The sequence below is a fragment of the Bradyrhizobium macuxiense genome (assembly GCF_001542415.1).
Lineage (GTDB): Bacteria > Pseudomonadota > Alphaproteobacteria > Rhizobiales > Xanthobacteraceae > Bradyrhizobium > Bradyrhizobium macuxiense.
Genome location: NZ_LNCU01000030.1, coordinates 24,666 through 42,500 on the forward strand (window position 1 = coordinate 24,666; position 17,835 = coordinate 42,500).

Consider the following 17,835-nt stretch of genomic DNA (forward strand, 5'->3'; position numbering starts at 1 on the left):
GAGCCGATTAGGACCGCGCGGGTTTCCCGCTCTGGAGAAGACATGGCAGTTCAGGATTCGAAGCGGCGCGTTGCGCTGATCACCGGTGTCACCGGGCAGGACGGCGCATATCTCGCCGAATATCTGCTCGGCCTCGGTTATGCCGTGCATGGGATCAAGCGCCGGTCGTCCTCGTTCAACACCGCGCGTGTAGATCACCTCTACCAGGACCCGCATGTCGGCAACGTCCCGTTCCTGATGCATTACGGCGACATGACGGATTCCACCAATCTGATCCGGCTGATGCAGCAAATCCGGCCGACCGAGGTCTACAATCTGGCCGCACAGAGCCATGTCGCGGTCAGCTTCGAGAGCCCGGAATACACCGCCAACGCCGACGCGATCGGCGTGCTGCGCGTTTTGGAGGCAATCCGGATCCTCGGCATGGAGAAGGAGACGCGGTTCTACCAGGCCTCGACTTCGGAACTTTACGGTCTGGTGCAGGAAGTGCCGCAAAGGGAGAGCACGCCGTTCTATCCGCGCTCGCCTTACGGCGTGGCGAAGCTCTACGGCTATTGGATCACGGTGAACTATCGCGAGGCCTACGGTATATTCGCCAGCAACGGCATCCTGTTCAACCACGAGAGCCCGATCCGCGGCGAAACCTTCGTGACGCGCAAGATCACGCGCGGTGTTGCCCGCATCGAGGTCGGCCTGGAAGAGACGATCTATCTGGGCAATCTCGAGGCCAAGCGTGACTGGGGCCATGCGCGTGACTATGTCGAGGGCATGCACATGATCCTGCAGGCAGATGCGCCCGACGACTTCGTGCTGGCCACCGGCGAGACGCATTCGGTGCGCGAATTCATCGAGCGGGCGTTCGCCGAGGTCGGACGCACGATCGAATGGCGCGGCAAGGGCGTCGAGGAAGCCGGCATCGACAAGGCGTCCAGCAAGACCGTGGTGCGCATCGATCCGACCTATTTCCGCCCGACCGAGGTCGATCTCCTGATCGGCGACGCCAGCAAGGCGCGCGCCAAGCTCGGCTGGAAGCCCAAGACACCCTTTGCGCAGCTGGTGAAGGAGATGGTCGCCAGCGATCTCGCCGATGCCAGACAGGACGCCGCCAATGGCAAGCACTCCGTTTGAACTGAAGGGCAAGAGGGTCTTCGTCGCCGGCCATCGCGGCATGGTCGGCTCGGCGCTGATGCGCCGGCTGGCGCGCGAGGGGAGCGAACTGCTGACAGTGCCGCGCAGCGAGGTCGATCTGCGCAATCAGGCTGCGGTGAATGCGTGGTTTGCGGCGAAGCGGCCGCAGGCGGTGTTCCTTGCTGCGGCCAAGGTCGGCGGCATCGTCGCCAACAACACGCTGCGGGCCGAGTTCCTCCATGACAATCTGGCGATCTCGACCAACGTGATCCAGGCGGCCCATGCCAATGGCTGCGAGAAGCTGATGTTCTTCGGCTCGTCGTGCATCTATCCGCGGTTGGCCCCACAGCCTCTGCGCGAAGATTCGATGCTGACCGGCGCGCTGGAGCAGACCAACGAGCCCTATGCGATTGCCAAGATCGCCGGCGTCAAGATGGCGGAGGCCTATCGCAGCCAATACGGCTCCGATTTCATCAGCGTGATGCCGACCAATCTCTACGGCCCCGGCGACAATTATCATCCCGAATACAGCCACGTCGTCGCGGCGCTGATCCGCCGCTTCCATGAGGCCAAGCTGTCGGGGGCGAGCAGCGTCGTGGTGTGGGGCACTGGGATGCCGCGCCGCGAGTTCCTCTACGTCGATGATCTCGCCGACGCCTGCATCCACCTGATGAAGACCTATTCCTCGCCCGAGCTGGTCAATATCGGCACCGGCGAGGACATCACCATCGCCGAATTCGCCCGCGTGGTCGCGGCTATCGTCGGCTATCGCGGTGAGATCAGCTTTGACCCGACGCGCCCGGACGGCACGCCGCGCAAGCTGCTCGACATCAGCCGCCTCGCCAGGCTCGGCTGGCGCGCCACCACCTCGCTCGATGACGGCATCAGGCTCGCATATCAGGCCTATCTCAGCGAGACGAAGCAGGCGGCGGAGTAGGGCGCCGAGCTGATCACTTCGCCAGTGTCCGCGGCGGATTCTTTGCCAGCGCCGCGGCCATCGCCGAGATCAGCGGCTTCATGAAGAACGCATCGTTCGCCGGATAGATATCCGTGCCGAGGCCGTAGGCCTTCAACTCGTCGGACACGACGGGGCCGACGGAGGCGATCGGCGTGTGCTTCAGTCCATCGCGCAACTGTGCTTCACAATTGTGCGCCTGCGCCACGTCCATCAGGCGGCGAACCTGGCCCGAACTCGTCAGCGCGATCGCATCGATGCGGCCCTGCGCCAGCTCGCCGATCGCGGTGACGATGTTGGCATCGGCGGCGCGCGCATCGTAAACGTAGGGCAGCACGGTATCGACGTCGGCGCCCTGCGCCTTGATCGCGCCGATCAGCGCGGCGTGGTCCTTGTCCGGATAAAGCTGCAGGCCAAGGCGGCGGTCGTTCAGGTCGAGCTTTGCCAGCATCTCGATGACGCCTTCCGACGTCGGCTTTTCCGTCGTCATCTGGGGCTCCAGCCCGATCTCGCGCAGGGCCCGCCCGGGCTTCGGCCCGCGGGCGAATTTGCGTGTCGTGGCGAGGCTGCCGACGAACTCCGCCCCGACCCCGATCCGGCGTACCACCGTTATCAGCCGGCGCAGGCCTTCGCCGGTCATCAGCACGAGGTCGTCGAGCGGCCGTTCGATGGCGCGGCGGATCCAGGCCTCGATCGGCGCCGGGTCGGGCGCGTCATGGATGGTGAACATCGGGCATTGCAGCACGTCGGCGCCCTGCTCGGTGAGCAGGCGGGAAAATTGGGCCTCCTCGCGCGTCTCTAGGATTAGGATGCGGTAGCCGTTCAGCCGGTCAGCCATGATGGTGCTTCAACAAACATTGCCGTCATTTGTTCGATTTGAACCCTGCCGCGGGATTGGCGCAAGGGGTGCGCGGTGTTAGACGAGGGCCGAAAATCGTCGCTCCGCGCTCCTGCTCAACTTCTGGTTAATTGGTATGCCCGACCATCAATTCGTTCTGACCCTGTCCTGTCCCGATCGCCCGGGAATCGTCTCCGCGGTGTCGACCTTTCTGGCCCATAACGGGCAGAATATCCTGGACGCCCAGCAGTTCGACGATATGGAGACGGGCAAGTTCTTCATGCGCGTGGTGTTCACCGCGGCCGACCTCGCGGTCGGTCTCTCGGCGCTGCAGACCGGCTTTGCCGCGATTGCCGAACGTTTCGCCATGGAATGGCAGATGCGGGACCGTGCCAGTCACCGCCGCGTGATGCTGCTGGTGTCCAAGTCCGATCACTGCCTCGTCGACATTCTCTATCGCTGGCGTACCGGCGAGCTCGAGATGATCCCGACCGCGATCGTCTCCAACCACCCGCGCGAGACCTATGGCTCGCTCGATTTCGGCGACATCCCGTTCCACTATTTGCCGGTGACGCGGGAGACTAAGCGCCAGCAGGAGGACGCGGTGTGGAAGCTAGCGCAGGACACCCAGACCGATCTCGTGGTGCTGGCGCGCTACATGCAGATCCTGTCGGACGAGATGTCGGCGCGGCTGTCCGGCCGTTGCATCAACATCCATCACTCGTTCCTGCCGGGCTTCAAGGGCGCCAAGCCCTACCATCAGGCGCATGAGCGCGGTGTCAAGCTGATCGGCGCCACTGCGCATTACGTCACCAGCGATCTCGACGAGGGGCCGATCATCGACCAGGACGTCGAGCGCATCAGCCACCGCGACACACCGGAAGATCTCGTCCGCAAGGGCCGCGACATCGAGCGCCGCGTCCTGGCGCGCGCAATCCGCTACCATTTGGCCGACCGCGTTATCCTTAACGGCCGCAAGACCGTAGTGTTTGTCGATTGATCAACGATTGTATCATGTCACAAGTGACCGTCTCTCTAAGGGCTTTGCAGCGTCTCAGGAAGAACGAGCCCTATGAACTTCTCACCGGAAATGCTGGCGAAGATCGGGCTCAGGGTGACCCGTCAGGTGCTCCTGATGGTGCCGAAAGAAATTAACGTGTCAGTCTAGGTCGACGAGTTCGTTATGCGATCGGTGCATCTGGGCTGACGTGCGTCAAAAATGCCGCACGTCCTGGCACTGAATATGCTCCCCCCGTTGTAATTGAGCGGTGAGGCAACGCGCTCAACGCGACAGCCGAAGCGGAGGTTGCTCTAGCAGGCTGATGAAAGGGCGCTCGCCGCGGACCGGTGACCGTGATTCATTGTCTCCGACAGGATTCGGGAGATGATGCGTGCGCGGCGAGGACAATCGAACGGGCGAGCTGTTCAGCTACGTCGATCTGGAGGCGCGGGTGCGGCGAGATCATCCGCTGCGAGTGATCCGGACGATGGTGAACGAGGCGTTGTCAGAGCTGGAGCGCGAGTTTGCCGCGCTCTATTCGCCGATCGGGCGGCCGTCGATCCCTCCGGAGAAGCTGCTGCGGGCGATGCTGTTACAGGCGTTTTATTCGCTCCGTTCGGAGCGGCTTCCGATGGAGCGGCTGGAATATGATTTGCTGTTTCGCTGGTTCGTCGGGATCGGCGTCGACGATGCAGCCTGGGACCATTCGGTGTTCTCAAAGAACCTGCGACCGGCTGCTGGAAAGCGACATCGCGGCCAAGTTCCTGGCGGCGATGCTGGCGCAGCCCAGGGTAAAGAGACTTCTATCGAGTGATCACTTCTCGGTCGATGGCACCCTGATCGAGGCCTGGGCCTCGATGAAGAGCGTCAAGCCGAAGAATGGCTCTGGCGAGCCGCCGAGCCAAGGCGGCGGCCGCAATGCCGATGCGGACTTCCATGGCCAGAAGCGCTCCAATGACACCCATGCTTCGACCACCGATCCGGATGCCAGGCTGTACCGCAAGGGCAAAGGCAAGGAGACGAAGCTGTGCTTCATTGGGCACGGGCTGATGGAGAACCGCCACGGTCTGTTGGCCTGCAGCCGAAGACCTATCGCTATGCCTCGACCCGGCCGGACGATGGCGCGTTGCGTACCCGGTTGAAGGAATTGGCTTCGCAAAGACGCCGGTTCGGCTATCGGCGTCTGGGGCTGCTATTGGCTCGGCAAGGGGTCCGGATCAATCGGAAGAAACTTTACCGGCTCTACAAGGAGGAACGGCTGAGCGTGCGCAAGCGCGGTGGCCGCAAACGGGCACTGGGCACCCGGGCGCCGATGGCGATCCCGCAAGATCAGAACCTGCGCTGGTCGCTCGACTTCGTGATGGACACGCTCTCCAGCGGCCGGCGCTTCCGTGTCCTGACCTTGGTCGACGACTTCACCCGGGAATGCCTTGGCCTGGTCGTCGACACCTCGCTCACCGCGCTACGCGTGGTCCGTGAACTTGGCCAGATCATCGAAAGCCGAGGCTGCCCGCGCATGATCGTCAGCGACAACGGCACCGAGTTCACCTCGAATGCGATCCTGGCCTGGCAGGAGGAGCTTGGGATCGAGTGGCACTACATCGCGCCCGGCAAGCCGATGCAGAACGGCTTTGTCGAAAGCTTCAACGGCCGGCTGCGCGATGAGTGCTTGAACGAGCACCTGTTCGCCAATCTCAACGAGGCGCGCCAGATCATCGAGGAATGGAGGATCGACTACAACACCAACCGACCGCACACGAGCCTCAACGGGCTCACACCGACCGAGTTCGCAACCCGCCCCAACAGGGGCCAAACCCAGAACAGACTCTCCTTATAAACGAGGGCAAACAGGGGAGCAGGTCACAAGCTCCCACTTATATTTCGAAGTACTGCCGATACCATTTCACGAAATGCGAAACTCCGAGCCGAACGGGGGTGTTGGGACGATAGTCGACCGCATGTACGAGTGCGCGTACATCAGCGTAGGTATTCGGCACGTCGCCAGGCTGCAACGGAAGTAGCTCCCTAATAGCTTTCTTGCCTAAGGCCGCTTCTATCGCGTCAACATACTCTGTGAGTTGAACTGGCGCATTGTTTCCGATGTTGAGTAAACGGAATGGCGCGCTGCTTGTCGACGGATCGGGGCGGTCGCTATTCCAGCCTGGATTCGGAGTGGCTATGTCGTCGCTTACTCGGATTACGCCCTCAACGATGTCGTCCACATAAGTGAAGTCGCGAAGGTGTGCGCCATTATTGAATAATTGGATAGGCTTTCCTGCGAGAATGTTCTTGGTGAATAGGAACAGGGCCATGTCCGGGCGGCCCCACGGACCATATACAGTAAAGAAGCGCAACCCACTCGTAGGAAGTCTGAACAGATGACTATAACTATGTGCCATCAGTTCGTTGGCGCGCTTGGTCGCTGCGTAAAACTGCAGGGGATGATCGACGCCCTGTCTTTCGCTGAACGGCATTAGAGTATTAGCGCCGTAGACGCTGCTCGTGCTTGCATACGTTAGATGCCCTACATTGGAGTGCCGGCAAGCCTCTAAGATGTTGGCGAAAGCAACTAGATTGCTCTCCACGTAAGCGGCTGGCTTTTCCAAGCTGTAACGAACGCCGGCCTGGGCTGCGAGGTGAATGACTCGGTCAAAGGGTCCATCCGCGAAGCAAGCGCTGACTGCGGCGGGGTCGGCTAAATTCACTCGATGGAAGCGATATTCGCTCCCGCTTTGCGTGGCGCCTTGCTTAAGGAGTGCAAGACGAGCTTCCTTAATTTCAGTCGAATAGTAGTCGTTTACGACGTCGGCGCCCACGACAGCGTCGCCTCGGCTTAGCAATTGGCTTGCGACATGAAATCCGATGAAGCCTGCGTTGCCCGTGACCAAAACGCGCATCTCGTAATCAGCCTTTCCATGATACCTACCGCGTTCATCGCGGTTTCATAACTATTTCTATCGTGTGCCGCTGTACAGTCACAAGGAGTAGGCCCAATCCCGAAAATCTCAAGGCGTCGTCGGCGACACCTTTCGAAGGCCACTGGATTGTCCGGCGATATCGTACAGCGCGTATTGGTTATTCTTGAAGATCAGCCGCCAATCTGAGGGAGCGTCTTTGCTTGCTGAAACCACGCCATAAAAGGATCCATATTTGCGACGCGTTGGCACGCTTTGCGGCGGACGCATGCCTTCAAGTACCGCTTTGTTGACTGTAAGCACTTGTTCGAGCTTTAGCTTGTTCGGCCTCAAGTCCGCACTCGTGTAATAGGATGACAGATAGACTTGGCGTTGTCCCGAATAGGCGTAGGTATTCCAGCCGCCGAGGATATTCGAGCTCTCGTCGACCTGGTCGGTGAAGATCAGGGCATCCAGCGGCGTACGTTCTCGCACCGCCGTCCAGATTTCCTTCAAGGCCGGTGTTAGTGGAGTGCTTTGAACGAAGTGCCATCCGGAGTCGGCAATGATCGATCCGCGAGCAACGCCAAGAAGCCCCCAGACGATCACGGCCAATGTCGCTGCGGAAATCGAACCAATCGTCCCCAGGGACGTTTGGGGGGCAGTGGCGACGTTGTCGACAGGTCTGCCAAGCAGAGCGGTGAGGGTAGCTCCGCCTAGGCAAATAATCCAAATGACTCCGCTAGAGGCACCTGCTGGATCTCCCCAGATGAGTGCAGGCAGGCATAGCACAAACGACGTGAAGGCTAGCGTTCTAGTGAAAATCGACAATTTTCCGGCCGATATCAACAACAGTCCGAGCAATATCGAAACGCAAACAAAATTCGCCTGGAAAAGAAACGGAAAGACCAAAAAGGTGGCCACTCCGAAGGAAAGCACCAATGCAGTGGACACGTCTGCAAACATCCAGACCGTTGCCCCCATCAATGTGGCTCCCGCATCTCGCCCGATATAGTACCAGTTTGGCGTGAGATAGCTTTCGGGACCCGGATTGGCGATTGCGATGAACATCGGTAGAAAGCGAAACAGCATGATTGCGCTGTAGATTGAAAACGCACCGGTGATCATAAGAACCGCGAGCTTGGCGCCTCGCGCAAGACTCGGGAGACGAGACCAGGCTCCAGTAGAGCCCAATGGGACGAGGACAGCGGCGGTCACGACCTTAGAGAGAAGGGATCCTACTAGGCCCGCAGTCATCGCTGCCAAAGTCCACAGAATCGCCTTGTGATTCCGTTGGGCCATCCACCATACCGAAATGGTCAACCCCGGAACAAAAACCATCGGAATACTTTCCGCAACCCAGTATGGATATCGGGCAGCTACGACGATGGACAATGTCAAAAGCACAAGATCAAGCGATCCAATAAAGCGAGCGATCCGATCGGTCGCATAGAGATGAAGCGTCAACGCAGTCAGCAGCACGTAGGATGTGCCCCCACCCGCCAGCAAGAACAAGAAAGGATCGAAGTTGGGAAGGTAGAGGAGTGTTGCGCCTAGTGCAGGATAGAGATTATTGAAGTAAGCGCGGGCCTCGCCATTCGCATATCCCAGATCCAAGTTTGGGTAGGCTTGGTTTGCGAAGGACCATATATTGCCGGCATAGAAGCTAAGATCGCCTGAGGGCGCCGCTGACAGAGTGTCTGTCGGCCCATGCCACAGAAGAGCTAACCAGGCTCCGAAGGCGATAGCGAAAGGAAGAATTGCGAGCGTTGCCTTCAACGCGGCGATGACTTGACGGCGCGGAGGGCGCCAGCTGCAGAGCGGCAGGAGGCAAGCGAGCCAGATGATAACAGCGATTGATCGGCCCCATGGTGCTACGAGAGCGAGTGCGACAAGCGCCGCGAGTAATATGAGAGAGATGGGAAAGGCGGGGATCAAGATATCAGGTAAGCCGCTAAACCGGTTTCCGAGTACGAGACGCAAAACACCAGCACCCGCTGCCCAGATGCCAATGGAGGTTACGCAACCAAGGAATGCGTGCTGCAGGATTTGAACGACTAAAGCTGTATCTTTTGGCGGGCCATTCTTCGCGACCACGATGGTGCCAAATAGGCCAGATGCCGAGGCCGCTGCAAGGAGGACTACAAGAACGGCAAGCGCCACTGAGGAGGCGCGACCCCACTTTCTGATGAGGCTGAGAAAATCCTCGTAAAAGAAGAGATACGTTAGATCGGCTAACAGAAGCGAGATGATCAGCTGAACTTTAAGGGTTGGCTGTAGTTCAGCCGCCGCCTGGATCGAATAAGCTCGTCCGTTGCTGCGTGGATCGCTTCCGTCAGTTGTTGAGAAGAATACTCCATTTCCCCAGTGCGAAAACCTGCCGGCGCCCTTTTCCCTTATATCAATGTGCGCCGAATGTGGCGGTCCAAGAGCGTGGCCGTTCTCGAAGATGGTGAGATTCGACGCCGACGGCGTTTGGGGAGAGTCAGTTGGCAAGTGATACACGCCGCTTCGGCCAAACTGGACAACGACGTAATAGGCGTTTCCTGTATCTGATCGAATCTCGCTAGGAGCAATTAACAACGATGTCTGAGGCGCCATCCAGAGAGCGCCACAAAGTGCGAGATGTAGTACGATGAGCGTGACCGTCGCTGCCGCAAACAGTCGCGATACTTTCTCATGCGGCGTGAAGCCAAATTCCATGATCCGGATCAATCGACTAGAGTTAACTTAGACCTACGAAAATGTCGGGGGATGTCCATTCTTATACGCTGTAGGAGTTGGGCTCGCTAGTCGAGACATCCGTTGTCGAACGACATGTTAGGATCACCGCTGACAATTGCCCTTGAGTTCTAGCGCTCGGACAGCTAACCGAAACGAGAGACCTCGGATCAGGACTTAGGAAAGGTCTGTCGGGCCCCCAAGGAGGGACGGAACCGCTTGCGAACAATCGGTGTTTGCGGTAGGCACTACCTTGGTAATCCAAGCCAGGACGCTTATTCGGGGCCGTTGCTTCTGAATTATAGACTGAAGTGAGGATCCGCTTTGTGCTGGCTTGTGATCCAGATTTTACCGGTAATGGACCGGCTTCAGCGCTGTAAGTCGCCTCTATCAAGAGGAAGAGCCCAGCTAGATCCCTAACCGTTCCGGCGGCAGACGAGTGACGGAATGTCGTTGCGCATATTGGTGACAGGCTCTTCCGGATTTATTGGGAGGGCGTTGGTTACTGCACTCGCAAGTGCCGGCCATTGGGTTAGGGCAGCGTCTCGCGCCCGTACGGCTTTGGCGGATTTGCCCGGCGTGGAGTGGGTCGCATTGCCGGACCTTGAGGGCGAGGTTGATTGGGCGCCCCTCGTAAGCCACATGGATATTGTTGTTCATCTTGCCGCCATCGCGCATCGTAGCCACATCGATAGTGGTCAATACGCGCGAGCAAACCGAGCAGCAACGGTAAAGCTTGTGCGCGAGTGCGAAGCACAGGGGGTCAAGCGATTGATCTTCATGTCCTCGATCGGCGCTCAGGCGGGGTCGGCATGCGATCACGTCGTAACGGAGAGGGATGTACCTAAGCCCGTCACGGCGTATGATCGAGCAAAGCTCGCCGCCGAAGAGGAAATTCGACGTCTTAGCGCGCCCTTTACAATCTTGCGGCCGGTCATCGTTTACGGTCCGGGAGCCAAGGCCAATATTGCTACAATCATGCGGATCGCAGCGTTGCCCGTGCCACTTCCCTTCGGCGCGTTTCAGAATCGACGATCGTTGCTCTCGATTGAGAATCTGATCGAAGCGGTAATCGTCTGCCTTGCGAACCCAGGAACCATCAATCGTACTTTCATCGTCTCCGATCCGGAGCCCATTTCCTTGGCGGAAATGCTTTCGACGCTGCGTGCGGCGACTGGTCGCCCTCCTTATCTCATTCCGTTCCCACCAGCAGCGGTTAGAGCTTTGATCGTTGCAGTTGGCCACAAGTCACTTTGGGACCGAATCGGGAGAGACCTCGTTGCTAGTTCCGCTGATCTTCAAGAAGTAGGCTGGTTACCCAAAGTCGATACGAGAGAAGGCCTACGCAGGATGATGAAAGCAACGATGTCTCTCCGGCGGGGACATTCCAAATGAAGCGCGTGGTTGACGTGATGATTTGCGCGCTTCTTTTGTTGTTTCTCTGGCCGGTTCTTTTGATTGTCGCGACAGCTATCCGGTTCGAAAGCGCTGGGCCGGCGATTTTCAGGCAAAATCGTGTCGGAAGGAACGGTTGCGAATTCGTCTGTTTCAAGTTTCGAACAATGTTCTTCGGGACTGGCGATATTCCGACGCATCAGGTCTCAGCCTCAGCGGTCACAACGCTCGGCGCCTATCTTCGCCGCTTCAAGGTTGATGAGTTGCCACAGCTTTTCAATGTCCTGGCGGGAGATATGAGCTTAGTCGGCCCTAGACCGTGCCTGCCATCCCAAGTCGAACTGGTGCAAGAACGGCGCAGGCTCGGTGTGCTCAAGGTGCGCCCAGGCATCACCGGCTTGGCGCAAGTCAAGGGCATCGATATGTCGAATCCGAACCGCTTGGCGGAGATAGACGCACATTATGTTCGCACGCAAAGCTTTTTAGGTGATCTAAAGCTGCTTTGGGCGACTCTGCGAGGGCACGGAGTTGGGGTTGACCAAGTCGTTCGAACTTGAATCAATTGCGATGCTTTGACCGCGCCTCTGACGTTCACGGGTGTCGTGCTACTTGGCCGTTCTGCTGAGGCGATACCGAATCGAACGCCGGATGAAAGTCTCGCGGCTGCCAGCCGAGATCTTGCACTGCGGGCCGACAGTCAAACGTCATGTCTTTCATCATGCGGATGCCCATTGCGACATTAGCGCCGGGAAAGAGGGGTTTCGCTAACCGGAAGCCGGCGCGCCAGAGCCACGGCGGGACGTATATCAGCCGTCGCGGTAGCCCCATTCCGTCGAATACTCGGCCCATCATCTCCCGATAGGTGAGTGTTTCGGGGCCGGGCAATGAATAGAATTTGTTAGCGGCAATAGTTCTCTCGGCTGCAGCAATGGCTGCAATCGCCAAATCTTCGGCGTGCACGGGTTGCCGGAAGCCGCGCGCGCCACCCACAATGGGCATGAACCCGAAGCGTCGAATCAGTCGCGACAGCGGCGTGATGTTGGTATCTCGCCCTTCAGCGTAGATGAGGGTGGGGCGTAAGATGGTCCAGGCAATCTGGTGCCGTTCGCACGCCGCGGCAATGGCCTCTTCGGCCGTGACCAGTTTCCGAATCGTCTCCCGTTCGTCGGCGATCTCGGTGTCCCGCTTCGTCAGCACGCTGGTTGAACTAAAGACGACGACGCGCTTCACGGAAGGACCGAGGATAAACGGCAGTGCCTCGGCAAGAAGGATTGCGTCGGTGGTGCAATACAGCGTCGTGAACTGCGGAAGATTTAGTGCATCGGGCTGCCGAAGATCTCCCTGAATCCATTCCACGCGCCCCTTGCGCGGAGATCGAGACATAGCCAGTACGGGTCCGCCCCGGTTAGCGAGGTGTTCGACAATATATCCGCCAACAAGCCCACTACCCCCGATGACGAGGTTGAGCGCCTGCCCGTTTGCTTCTCTGCCGTTCACCATTTGGCTCATCCCCCAGCCGCCTAGCATTCGCTCTAGCCCCACGAAAAGGACCGTCTAGCCTGTCTTGTCGCATTGGAATTGCCTGGTCTGACCTTGCCCACTCTCGCTCCGACGCCGGCATCAGGCGCTTGCGCTAGCGTTCCTACATGAACTCGTCGTATTTGGCCGTCCTCGGGCGGGCGGGCCGCCGGCCCAGGCCGGAAGCTGATCGCCGACGCCAGCCGCTACTTTCTCGTTGACTGTGCTGCACCCGCCGAGCGCGGAGGCCCCGAACACAATGGCGGTCATGACGAGAATATGGCGCGGGCGGTTCGACAGGTGGGAAGGTCACAACGTATCCTTAGGGATTGTGGACGCGTGACGCGACGCATCGTCCACAAATGTGCTTCTTTGTTGACAGCGTCATTCTATTTGTACGAGGCACAAATAGTGAGGTCGTTTTGGGCTGCCAATCCGCGACCGCGGCCTTTTTGGGCGTTGCGTCGGGTGCAATGAATGGTATTATGATACTCGTTCGTTTGCCAACCTCTGCGCGGCATGTGTGACACTCGCCCATCGGCCGATTGACAATAGGGCAGGGGAAGACGCCATGTCGCGTTGCGGCTTGGCCGCGACGTATGTGTGTAAGGCGAGGCAAGAACCGGGGACTCGGTTCGTCGCACAGGAGGGGGAGAGGACGCTCATGATCGATTTCAATCGTCGCAGGATGTTGCTGTGGGCCGCCACCGCGGCCGCACTTCCAGGGCTGTGCGCCGTCTCGCCGGCGCGGGCCGAAGATACCGTGAAGATAGGTTTGATCCTGCCGATGACCGGTGGTCAGGCTTCGACCGGCAAGCAGATCGACAACGCCATCAAGCTCTACATGCAGCAGAAGGGCGACACTGTCGCCGGCAGGAAGATCGAAATTATCCTGAAGGACGACGCCGCGGTGCCCGACAACACCAAGCGCCTCGCCCAGGAACTGATCGTCAACGACAAGGTCAATTTCATCGCCGGCTTCGGCGTGACGCCCGCCGCGCTTGCGGCAGCTCCGCTGGCCACGCAGGCGAAGATCCCGGAAATCGTGATGGCGGCCGGCACCTCCATCATCACCGAGCGCTCGCCCTATATCGTGCGCACCAGCTTCACGCTGGCGCAGTCCTCCACCATCATCGGCGACTGGGCGGCCAAGAACGGCATCAAGAAGGTCGCGACGCTGACCTCCGACTATGCACCGGGCAACGACGCGCTGAACTTCTTCAAACAGCACTTCACCGCCGGCGGCGGTGAGATCGTCGAGGAGGTCAAGGTTCCGCTGGCAAATCCCGACTTCGCGCCGTTCCTGCAGCGCATGAAGGATTCCAAGCCCGACGCGATGTTCGTGTTCGTGCCGGCGGGGCAGGGCGGCAACTTCATGAAGCAGTATGCCGAGCGCGGCCTCGACAAGAGCGGCATCAAGGTGATCGGACCGGGCGACGTCATGGACGACGATCTGCTCAACAACATGGGCGATGCCGCACTCGGCGTGGTGACCGCGCATCTCTATTCGGCCGCGCATCCCTCGCAGATGAACAAGGATTTCGTTGCAGCCTACAAGAAGGCGTTCAGCAACCGCCCGGGCTTCATGGCGGTGAGCGGCTATGACGGCATCCACCTGATCTACGAAGCGCTGAAGAAGACGGGTGGCGACACCAACGGCGACAAGCTGGTCGACGCGATGAAGGGCATGAAGTGGGAGAGCCCGCGCGGCCCGATCTCGATCGATCCGGAAACCCGCGATATCGTGCAGAACATCTATATCCGCAAGCTCGAGAAGGTCGATGGCGAGCTCTACAATGTCGAGTTCGAGACCTTCGAGGCCGTCAAGGATCCCGGCAAGACCAAGAAGTGACGAAGTCACCATTGCCGGGCGCGTGCCCCGTTCTTTCCCCGACATGCTTCCACGTTCTTCCCCGTGGCGAGAAGAGCGTGGATGGCCGGGACGGGCCCGGCCATGACACTGTACTCGACTTTTGCAGCATGATCTTCGTTGCGTCCTCGCGGTTGAGCTGACCCAATGGCTTCTGTCCTCACCAACCTGTTCGACGGCGTCGCCTACGGCATGCTGCTGTTCGTGCTCGCCTGCGGGCTTGCGGTGACGCTCGGGTTGATGAACTTCGTCAATCTCGCGCACGGCGCCTTCGCCATGGCCGGCGGCTATATCTGCGCCGTGCTGGTGAACAATTCGGGCTGGCCGTTCTTTGCGGCGCTGCCGCTCGCCTTCGCCGGAAGCGCCGCGATCGGCATCGTGCTGGAGCGTGCGCTCTACCGCCATCTCTACATGCGCGGCCATCTCGATCAGGTGCTGTTCTCGATCGGTCTCGTCTTCATGTCGGTCGCCGCGGTCGACTACGTCATGGGATCGTCGCGGGTCTTCATCAAGCTGCCGGCGGCGCTGGAAGGCCAGATCGATCTGTTCGGCGTCGGCATCGGCCGGTACCGGCTGATGATCGTCGTGATCTGCGGCCTGCTGACGCTCGCGCTGCAGTTGATCCTCGCAAAGACCCGGTTCGGCAGCCGCCTTCGGGCCGCGGTCGACGATCCGCGCGCCGCGATCGGGCTCGGCATCAATGTGCCGCAGGTGTTCGCCTTCACCTTTGCTTTCGGCTGCGGGCTCGCCGGGCTCGGTGGCGCGTTGAGCGCGGAGATCCTCGGGCTCGATCCATACTTCCCGCTGAAGTTCATGATCTACTTCCTGATCGTCGTGACGGTCGGCGGCTCCTCCAGCATCACTGGGCCGTTCCTGGCGTCGCTGCTGCTCGGCATCGCCGATGTCGCGGGGAAATACTATGTGCCGAAGATGGGTCCGTTCGTGATCTACACCGTCATGATCGTGATCCTGATCTGGCGCCCCAACGGCCTGTTCGGCCGTACCGCCGCGCGGTGAGCTACGATGACCGCGCTGACTGACGTTTCCTCTCAAGCCGCCGCAGGCGCGCGCTGGCGGATCAGCGAAGTGGTGTTCTGGTTGCTGGCGTTGGCCTGTGCCTTCCTGTTCCCGTCGCGCTATCTGATCATGACCGACATCGTGCGGCTCGGGCTGTTCGCGCTGTCCCTCGACCTCATCCTCGGCTATGCCGGCATCGTGTCGCTGGGCCATGCGGCGTTTTTCGGCGTCGGAGCCTATTCCGCCGGACTGCTCGCGCTGCACGGCATTATCAACGAGCCCGTCATCGCGCTCGTCGCCGCCGGCCTCGTCGCGGCCGTGCTCGGTTTCCTGACCAGCTTCCTGGTGATCCGCGGCGTCGACCTGACGCGGCTGATGGTGACGCTCGGGATCGCGCTGCTGCTGGAGGCGCTCGCCGAACGTTTTTCCGACGTCACCGGCGGCAGCGACGGCCTGCAGGGCATCGAGATGCAGCCGATCCTCGGGCTGTTTGCATTCGACATGTTCGGAAAGACCGGGTTCTTCTACTCCCTGATCGTGTTGTTCATCCTGTTTCTGCTCGCCCGACGCATCGTGTATTCGCCGTTCGGCCTGTCGCTGCGCGCGATCAGGAACAATCCGCTGCGCGCGGCCGCGATCGGCGTGCCGGTCAACCGGCGCCTCGTCGCGGTCTATACGCTCGCCGCCTTCTACGCCGGCATCGCCGGCGCGCTGTTCACCCAGACCTCGGCGCTCGCCTCGCTCGACGTGTTCGCCTTCGAGCGCTCCGCCGACCTGATGCTGGTGCTCGTCATCGGCGGCACCGGCTATCTCTATGGCGGCCTGATCGGCGCCGTCGTGTTCAAGATGCTGCAGGAGTTCTTTCAGAGCCTCACCCCGCAATATTGGCTGTTCTGGATCGGGCTCGTTCTGGTCGTGATCGTGCTGGTCGGCCGCGCGCGCATCCACCGCTCGGTGCTGTTCGTGCCGAACCTGATCATCCGCCAGTTCGTCGGGCGCAAGGCCGTCGTCGTTCCCGAGAGTGACGCATCATGACGATCGCGCTCGAAACCCAGGGCCTCGAGAAATCGTTCGGCGGGCTTCGCGTCACCCGCGATCTGTCGCTGAAGGTGACGCGAGGCGCCCGGCACGCCCTGATCGGCCCGAACGGCGCCGGCAAGACCACCGTCATCAATCAACTCACCGGCGTGCTCAGGCCGAACAGCGGGCGCATCCTGCTCGAAGGCAGCGACATCACCGGTCTCTCCGTGCACAAGCGGGTGCTGCGCGGCTTGTCGCGCACCTTCCAGATCAACCAACTCTATGCCGACCTGACCCCGCTCGAGACCATCGGGCTCGCGGTCTCCGAGCGAATGGGGCGCGGCGGCGACTGGTGGCGGCGGATGGGGACGCGCGACGACGTCAACGCCGAGATCACCGAGATTCTGTCGCGCTTCCATCTGCTCGACGCGATGAGCGAACTCACCTCGACGCTGCCCTATGGGAAGCAGCGCCTGCTCGAGATCGCGGTGGCAATCGCCGCCAAGCCTCGGGTCCTGCTGCTCGACGAGCCGGCGGCCGGCGTGCCCGAGAGCGAGCGGCACGACATCCTGGCTGCGGTTGCGGCGCTGCCGCGCGACGTCACCGTGCTCCTGATCGAGCACGACATGGACCTGGTGTTCTCCTTCGCCGATCGCATCTCCGTGCTGGTCAATGGCGGGCTGCTCACCGAGGGCGCACCCGACGAGGTCGCGCGCGATCCGCAGGTGAGGGCGGTCTATCTCGGCGAGGCGGCCGATGCCTGATCTTCTCTCGGTCCAGGGCCTGCGTGCCGGATATGGCGAGGCGGTGGTGCTGCCCGGGATGTCGCTGTCGCTTGCGGAGGGCCAGGTGCTCGCGCTGCTCGGTCGCAACGGCACCGGCAAGACCACGCTGATCAATGCGATCGTCGGCATCGTCAGACGCTTCGGCGGCAGCGTGTCGCTTGCGGGCAACAACATCACCGCGATGCGGCCGGACCAGCGTGCCCGCGCCGGCATCGGCTGGGTGCCGCAGGAGCGCAACATCTTCCGCTCGCTGACGGTGGAAGAGAACATGACGGCGGTGGCGCAGCCCGGCCCGTGGACGGTGGAGCGGGTGTACGAGATGTTTCCGCGGCTGAAGGAGCGGCGGAGCAATTTCGGCAACCAGCTCTCCGGCGGCGAGCAGCAGATGCTGGCGATCGGTCGCGCATTGACACTGAACCCCAAGGTGCTGCTGCTCGACGAGCCGACCGAAGGCCTCGCGCCGATCATCGTCGAGGAACTGCTCAAGGCGATCGGAACCATCACGCGATCTGGCGGCATTTGTTCGATCATCGTCGAGCAGAACGCGCAAAAGATTCTGGGGCTCGCCGATCGCGTTGTGATATTGGAACGCGGTACGATCGTGCACGATGCCGCAAGCAGCGCGCTGAAAGCCGATCCCTCCGTCCTTGAGCGCCATCTCGGTGTCTCCGTGGCCAAAGCACATTAGAAACGT

The 17,835-nt window shown here is 60.5% G+C and carries 14 protein-coding genes and 2 pseudogenes; 12 read left to right on the top strand and 4 right to left on the bottom strand.

What is annotated here, in order from left to right:
• The first annotated feature begins 42 nt into the window (after positions 1-42).
• Complete coding sequence (gene gmd / locus AS156_RS06655; protein WP_066501621.1) at positions 43-1,128, top strand: GDP-mannose 4,6-dehydratase; 1,086 nt, start codon at positions 43-45, stop codon at positions 1,126-1,128.
• Positions 1,109-2,065, top strand: coding sequence for a GDP-L-fucose synthase (gene fcl / locus AS156_RS06660; protein ID WP_066501622.1), 957 nt, complete (start codon positions 1,109-1,111; stop codon positions 2,063-2,065). Before gmd ends, fcl begins: the two co-directional genes overlap by 20 nt.
• Before the next feature lie 13 nt (positions 2,066-2,078).
• Here the strand turns inward: fcl and AS156_RS06665 are convergent, their stop codons facing one another.
• Entirely contained in the window at positions 2,079-2,921 is an 843-nt protein-coding gene (locus tag AS156_RS06665) for a uroporphyrinogen-III synthase (protein WP_066501626.1), read from the bottom strand.
• Between the two features lie 136 nt (positions 2,922-3,057).
• Between AS156_RS06665 and purU the strand changes: the two genes are divergently transcribed.
• From purU to AS156_RS06680, 3 genes and pseudogenes are all read left to right on the top strand, one after another.
• Positions 3,058-3,921 carry a formyltetrahydrofolate deformylase gene (purU, locus tag AS156_RS06670; protein ID WP_066501628.1) on the top strand — a complete coding sequence of 288 codons (864 nt, stop codon included), beginning with the start codon at positions 3,058-3,060 and terminating at the stop codon, positions 3,919-3,921.
• Between the two features lie 391 nt (positions 3,922-4,312).
• Positions 4,313-4,994, top strand: a pseudogene (locus AS156_RS06675) (IS5 family transposase); the annotation flags it as partial.
• Positions 4,991-5,758 (top strand): annotated as a pseudogene (locus AS156_RS06680) (IS3 family transposase); the annotation flags it as partial. The pseudogenes AS156_RS06675 and AS156_RS06680, both read left to right, overlap by 4 nt.
• Positions 5,759-5,795: 37 nt before the next feature.
• Here the strand turns inward: AS156_RS06680 and AS156_RS06685 are convergent.
• Positions 5,796-6,818, bottom strand: coding sequence for an NAD-dependent epimerase (locus tag AS156_RS06685; protein WP_066501630.1), 1,023 nt, complete (start codon positions 6,816-6,818; stop codon positions 5,796-5,798).
• A gap of 108 nt (positions 6,819-6,926) precedes the next feature.
• Positions 6,927-9,518 carry a hypothetical protein gene (locus tag AS156_RS06690; RefSeq protein WP_066501635.1) on the bottom strand — a complete coding sequence of 864 codons (2,592 nt, stop codon included), beginning with the start codon at positions 9,516-9,518 and terminating at the stop codon, positions 6,927-6,929.
• A gap of 465 nt (positions 9,519-9,983) precedes the next feature.
• Between AS156_RS06690 and AS156_RS06695 the strand changes: the two genes are divergently transcribed.
• Together AS156_RS06695 and AS156_RS06700 are read left to right on the top strand one after the other, a co-directional pair.
• Complete coding sequence (locus AS156_RS06695; RefSeq protein ID WP_066501639.1) at positions 9,984-10,931, top strand: NAD-dependent epimerase/dehydratase family protein; 948 nt, start codon at positions 9,984-9,986, stop codon at positions 10,929-10,931.
• Complete coding sequence (locus AS156_RS06700) at positions 10,928-11,488, top strand: sugar transferase (protein ID WP_066501641.1); 561 nt, start codon at positions 10,928-10,930, stop codon at positions 11,486-11,488. The genes AS156_RS06695 and AS156_RS06700 overlap by 4 nt, the downstream gene beginning before the upstream one ends.
• A 34-nt stretch (positions 11,489-11,522) precedes the next feature.
• Here the strand turns inward: AS156_RS06700 and AS156_RS06705 are convergent, their stop codons facing one another.
• Positions 11,523-12,431 carry an SDR family oxidoreductase gene (locus AS156_RS06705; RefSeq protein ID WP_066501833.1) on the bottom strand — a complete coding sequence of 303 codons (909 nt, stop codon included), beginning with the start codon at positions 12,429-12,431 and terminating at the stop codon, positions 11,523-11,525.
• Between the two features lie 682 nt (positions 12,432-13,113).
• On the opposite strand from AS156_RS06705, the gene AS156_RS06710 reads away from it, so the two are divergent.
• The 5 genes from AS156_RS06710 (at position 13,114) to AS156_RS06730 (ending at position 17,829) form a co-directional block, all read left to right on the top strand.
• Positions 13,114-14,301, top strand: coding sequence for an ABC transporter substrate-binding protein (locus tag AS156_RS06710; protein ID WP_066501647.1), 1,188 nt, complete (start codon positions 13,114-13,116; stop codon positions 14,299-14,301).
• Positions 14,302-14,466: 165 nt separating this feature from the next.
• The gene (locus AS156_RS06715; protein ID WP_066501649.1) at positions 14,467-15,336 is read left to right on the top strand and encodes a branched-chain amino acid ABC transporter permease; all 870 of its coding nucleotides are present in this window, start codon (positions 14,467-14,469) and stop codon (positions 15,334-15,336) included.
• Between the two features lie 6 nt (positions 15,337-15,342).
• Positions 15,343-16,371, top strand: coding sequence for a branched-chain amino acid ABC transporter permease (locus AS156_RS06720; RefSeq protein ID WP_066501650.1), 1,029 nt, complete (start codon positions 15,343-15,345; stop codon positions 16,369-16,371).
• Entirely contained in the window at positions 16,368-17,120 is a 753-nt protein-coding gene (locus AS156_RS06725; RefSeq protein ID WP_066501652.1) for an ABC transporter ATP-binding protein, read from the top strand. The genes AS156_RS06720 and AS156_RS06725 overlap by 4 nt, the downstream gene beginning before the upstream one ends.
• Entirely contained in the window at positions 17,113-17,829 is a 717-nt protein-coding gene (locus tag AS156_RS06730) for an ABC transporter ATP-binding protein (protein WP_066501655.1), read from the top strand. The genes AS156_RS06725 and AS156_RS06730 overlap by 8 nt, the downstream gene beginning before the upstream one ends.
• Positions 17,830-17,835: the final 6 nt, after the last annotated feature.

Bases quoted from the DNA above. Each gene is read 5' to 3' on its own strand.
- gmd (WP_066501621.1), top strand. From the start codon at position 43: ATGGCAGTTCAGGATTCGAAGCGGCGCGTTGCGCTGATCACCGGTGTC.
- fcl (WP_066501622.1), top strand. From the start codon at position 1,109: ATGGCAAGCACTCCGTTTGAACTGAAGGGCAAGAGGGTCTTCGTCGCC.
- AS156_RS06665 (WP_066501626.1), bottom strand. From the start codon at position 2,921: ATGGCTGACCGGCTGAACGGCTACCGCATCCTAATCCTAGAGACGCGC.
- purU (WP_066501628.1), top strand. From the start codon at position 3,058: ATGCCCGACCATCAATTCGTTCTGACCCTGTCCTGTCCCGATCGCCCG.
- AS156_RS06685 (WP_066501630.1), bottom strand. From the start codon at position 6,818: ATGCGCGTTTTGGTCACGGGCAACGCAGGCTTCATCGGATTTCATGTC.
- AS156_RS06690 (WP_066501635.1), bottom strand. From the start codon at position 9,518: ATGGAATTTGGCTTCACGCCGCATGAGAAAGTATCGCGACTGTTTGCG.
- AS156_RS06695 (WP_066501639.1), top strand. From the start codon at position 9,984: ATGTCGTTGCGCATATTGGTGACAGGCTCTTCCGGATTTATTGGGAGG.
- AS156_RS06700 (WP_066501641.1), top strand. From the start codon at position 10,928: ATGAAGCGCGTGGTTGACGTGATGATTTGCGCGCTTCTTTTGTTGTTT.
- AS156_RS06705 (WP_066501833.1), bottom strand. From the start codon at position 12,431: ATGGTGAACGGCAGAGAAGCAAACGGGCAGGCGCTCAACCTCGTCATC.
- AS156_RS06710 (WP_066501647.1), top strand. From the start codon at position 13,114: ATGATCGATTTCAATCGTCGCAGGATGTTGCTGTGGGCCGCCACCGCG.
- AS156_RS06715 (WP_066501649.1), top strand. From the start codon at position 14,467: ATGGCTTCTGTCCTCACCAACCTGTTCGACGGCGTCGCCTACGGCATG.
- AS156_RS06720 (WP_066501650.1), top strand. From the start codon at position 15,343: ATGACCGCGCTGACTGACGTTTCCTCTCAAGCCGCCGCAGGCGCGCGC.
- AS156_RS06725 (WP_066501652.1), top strand. From the start codon at position 16,368: ATGACGATCGCGCTCGAAACCCAGGGCCTCGAGAAATCGTTCGGCGGG.
- AS156_RS06730 (WP_066501655.1), top strand. From the start codon at position 17,113: ATGCCTGATCTTCTCTCGGTCCAGGGCCTGCGTGCCGGATATGGCGAG.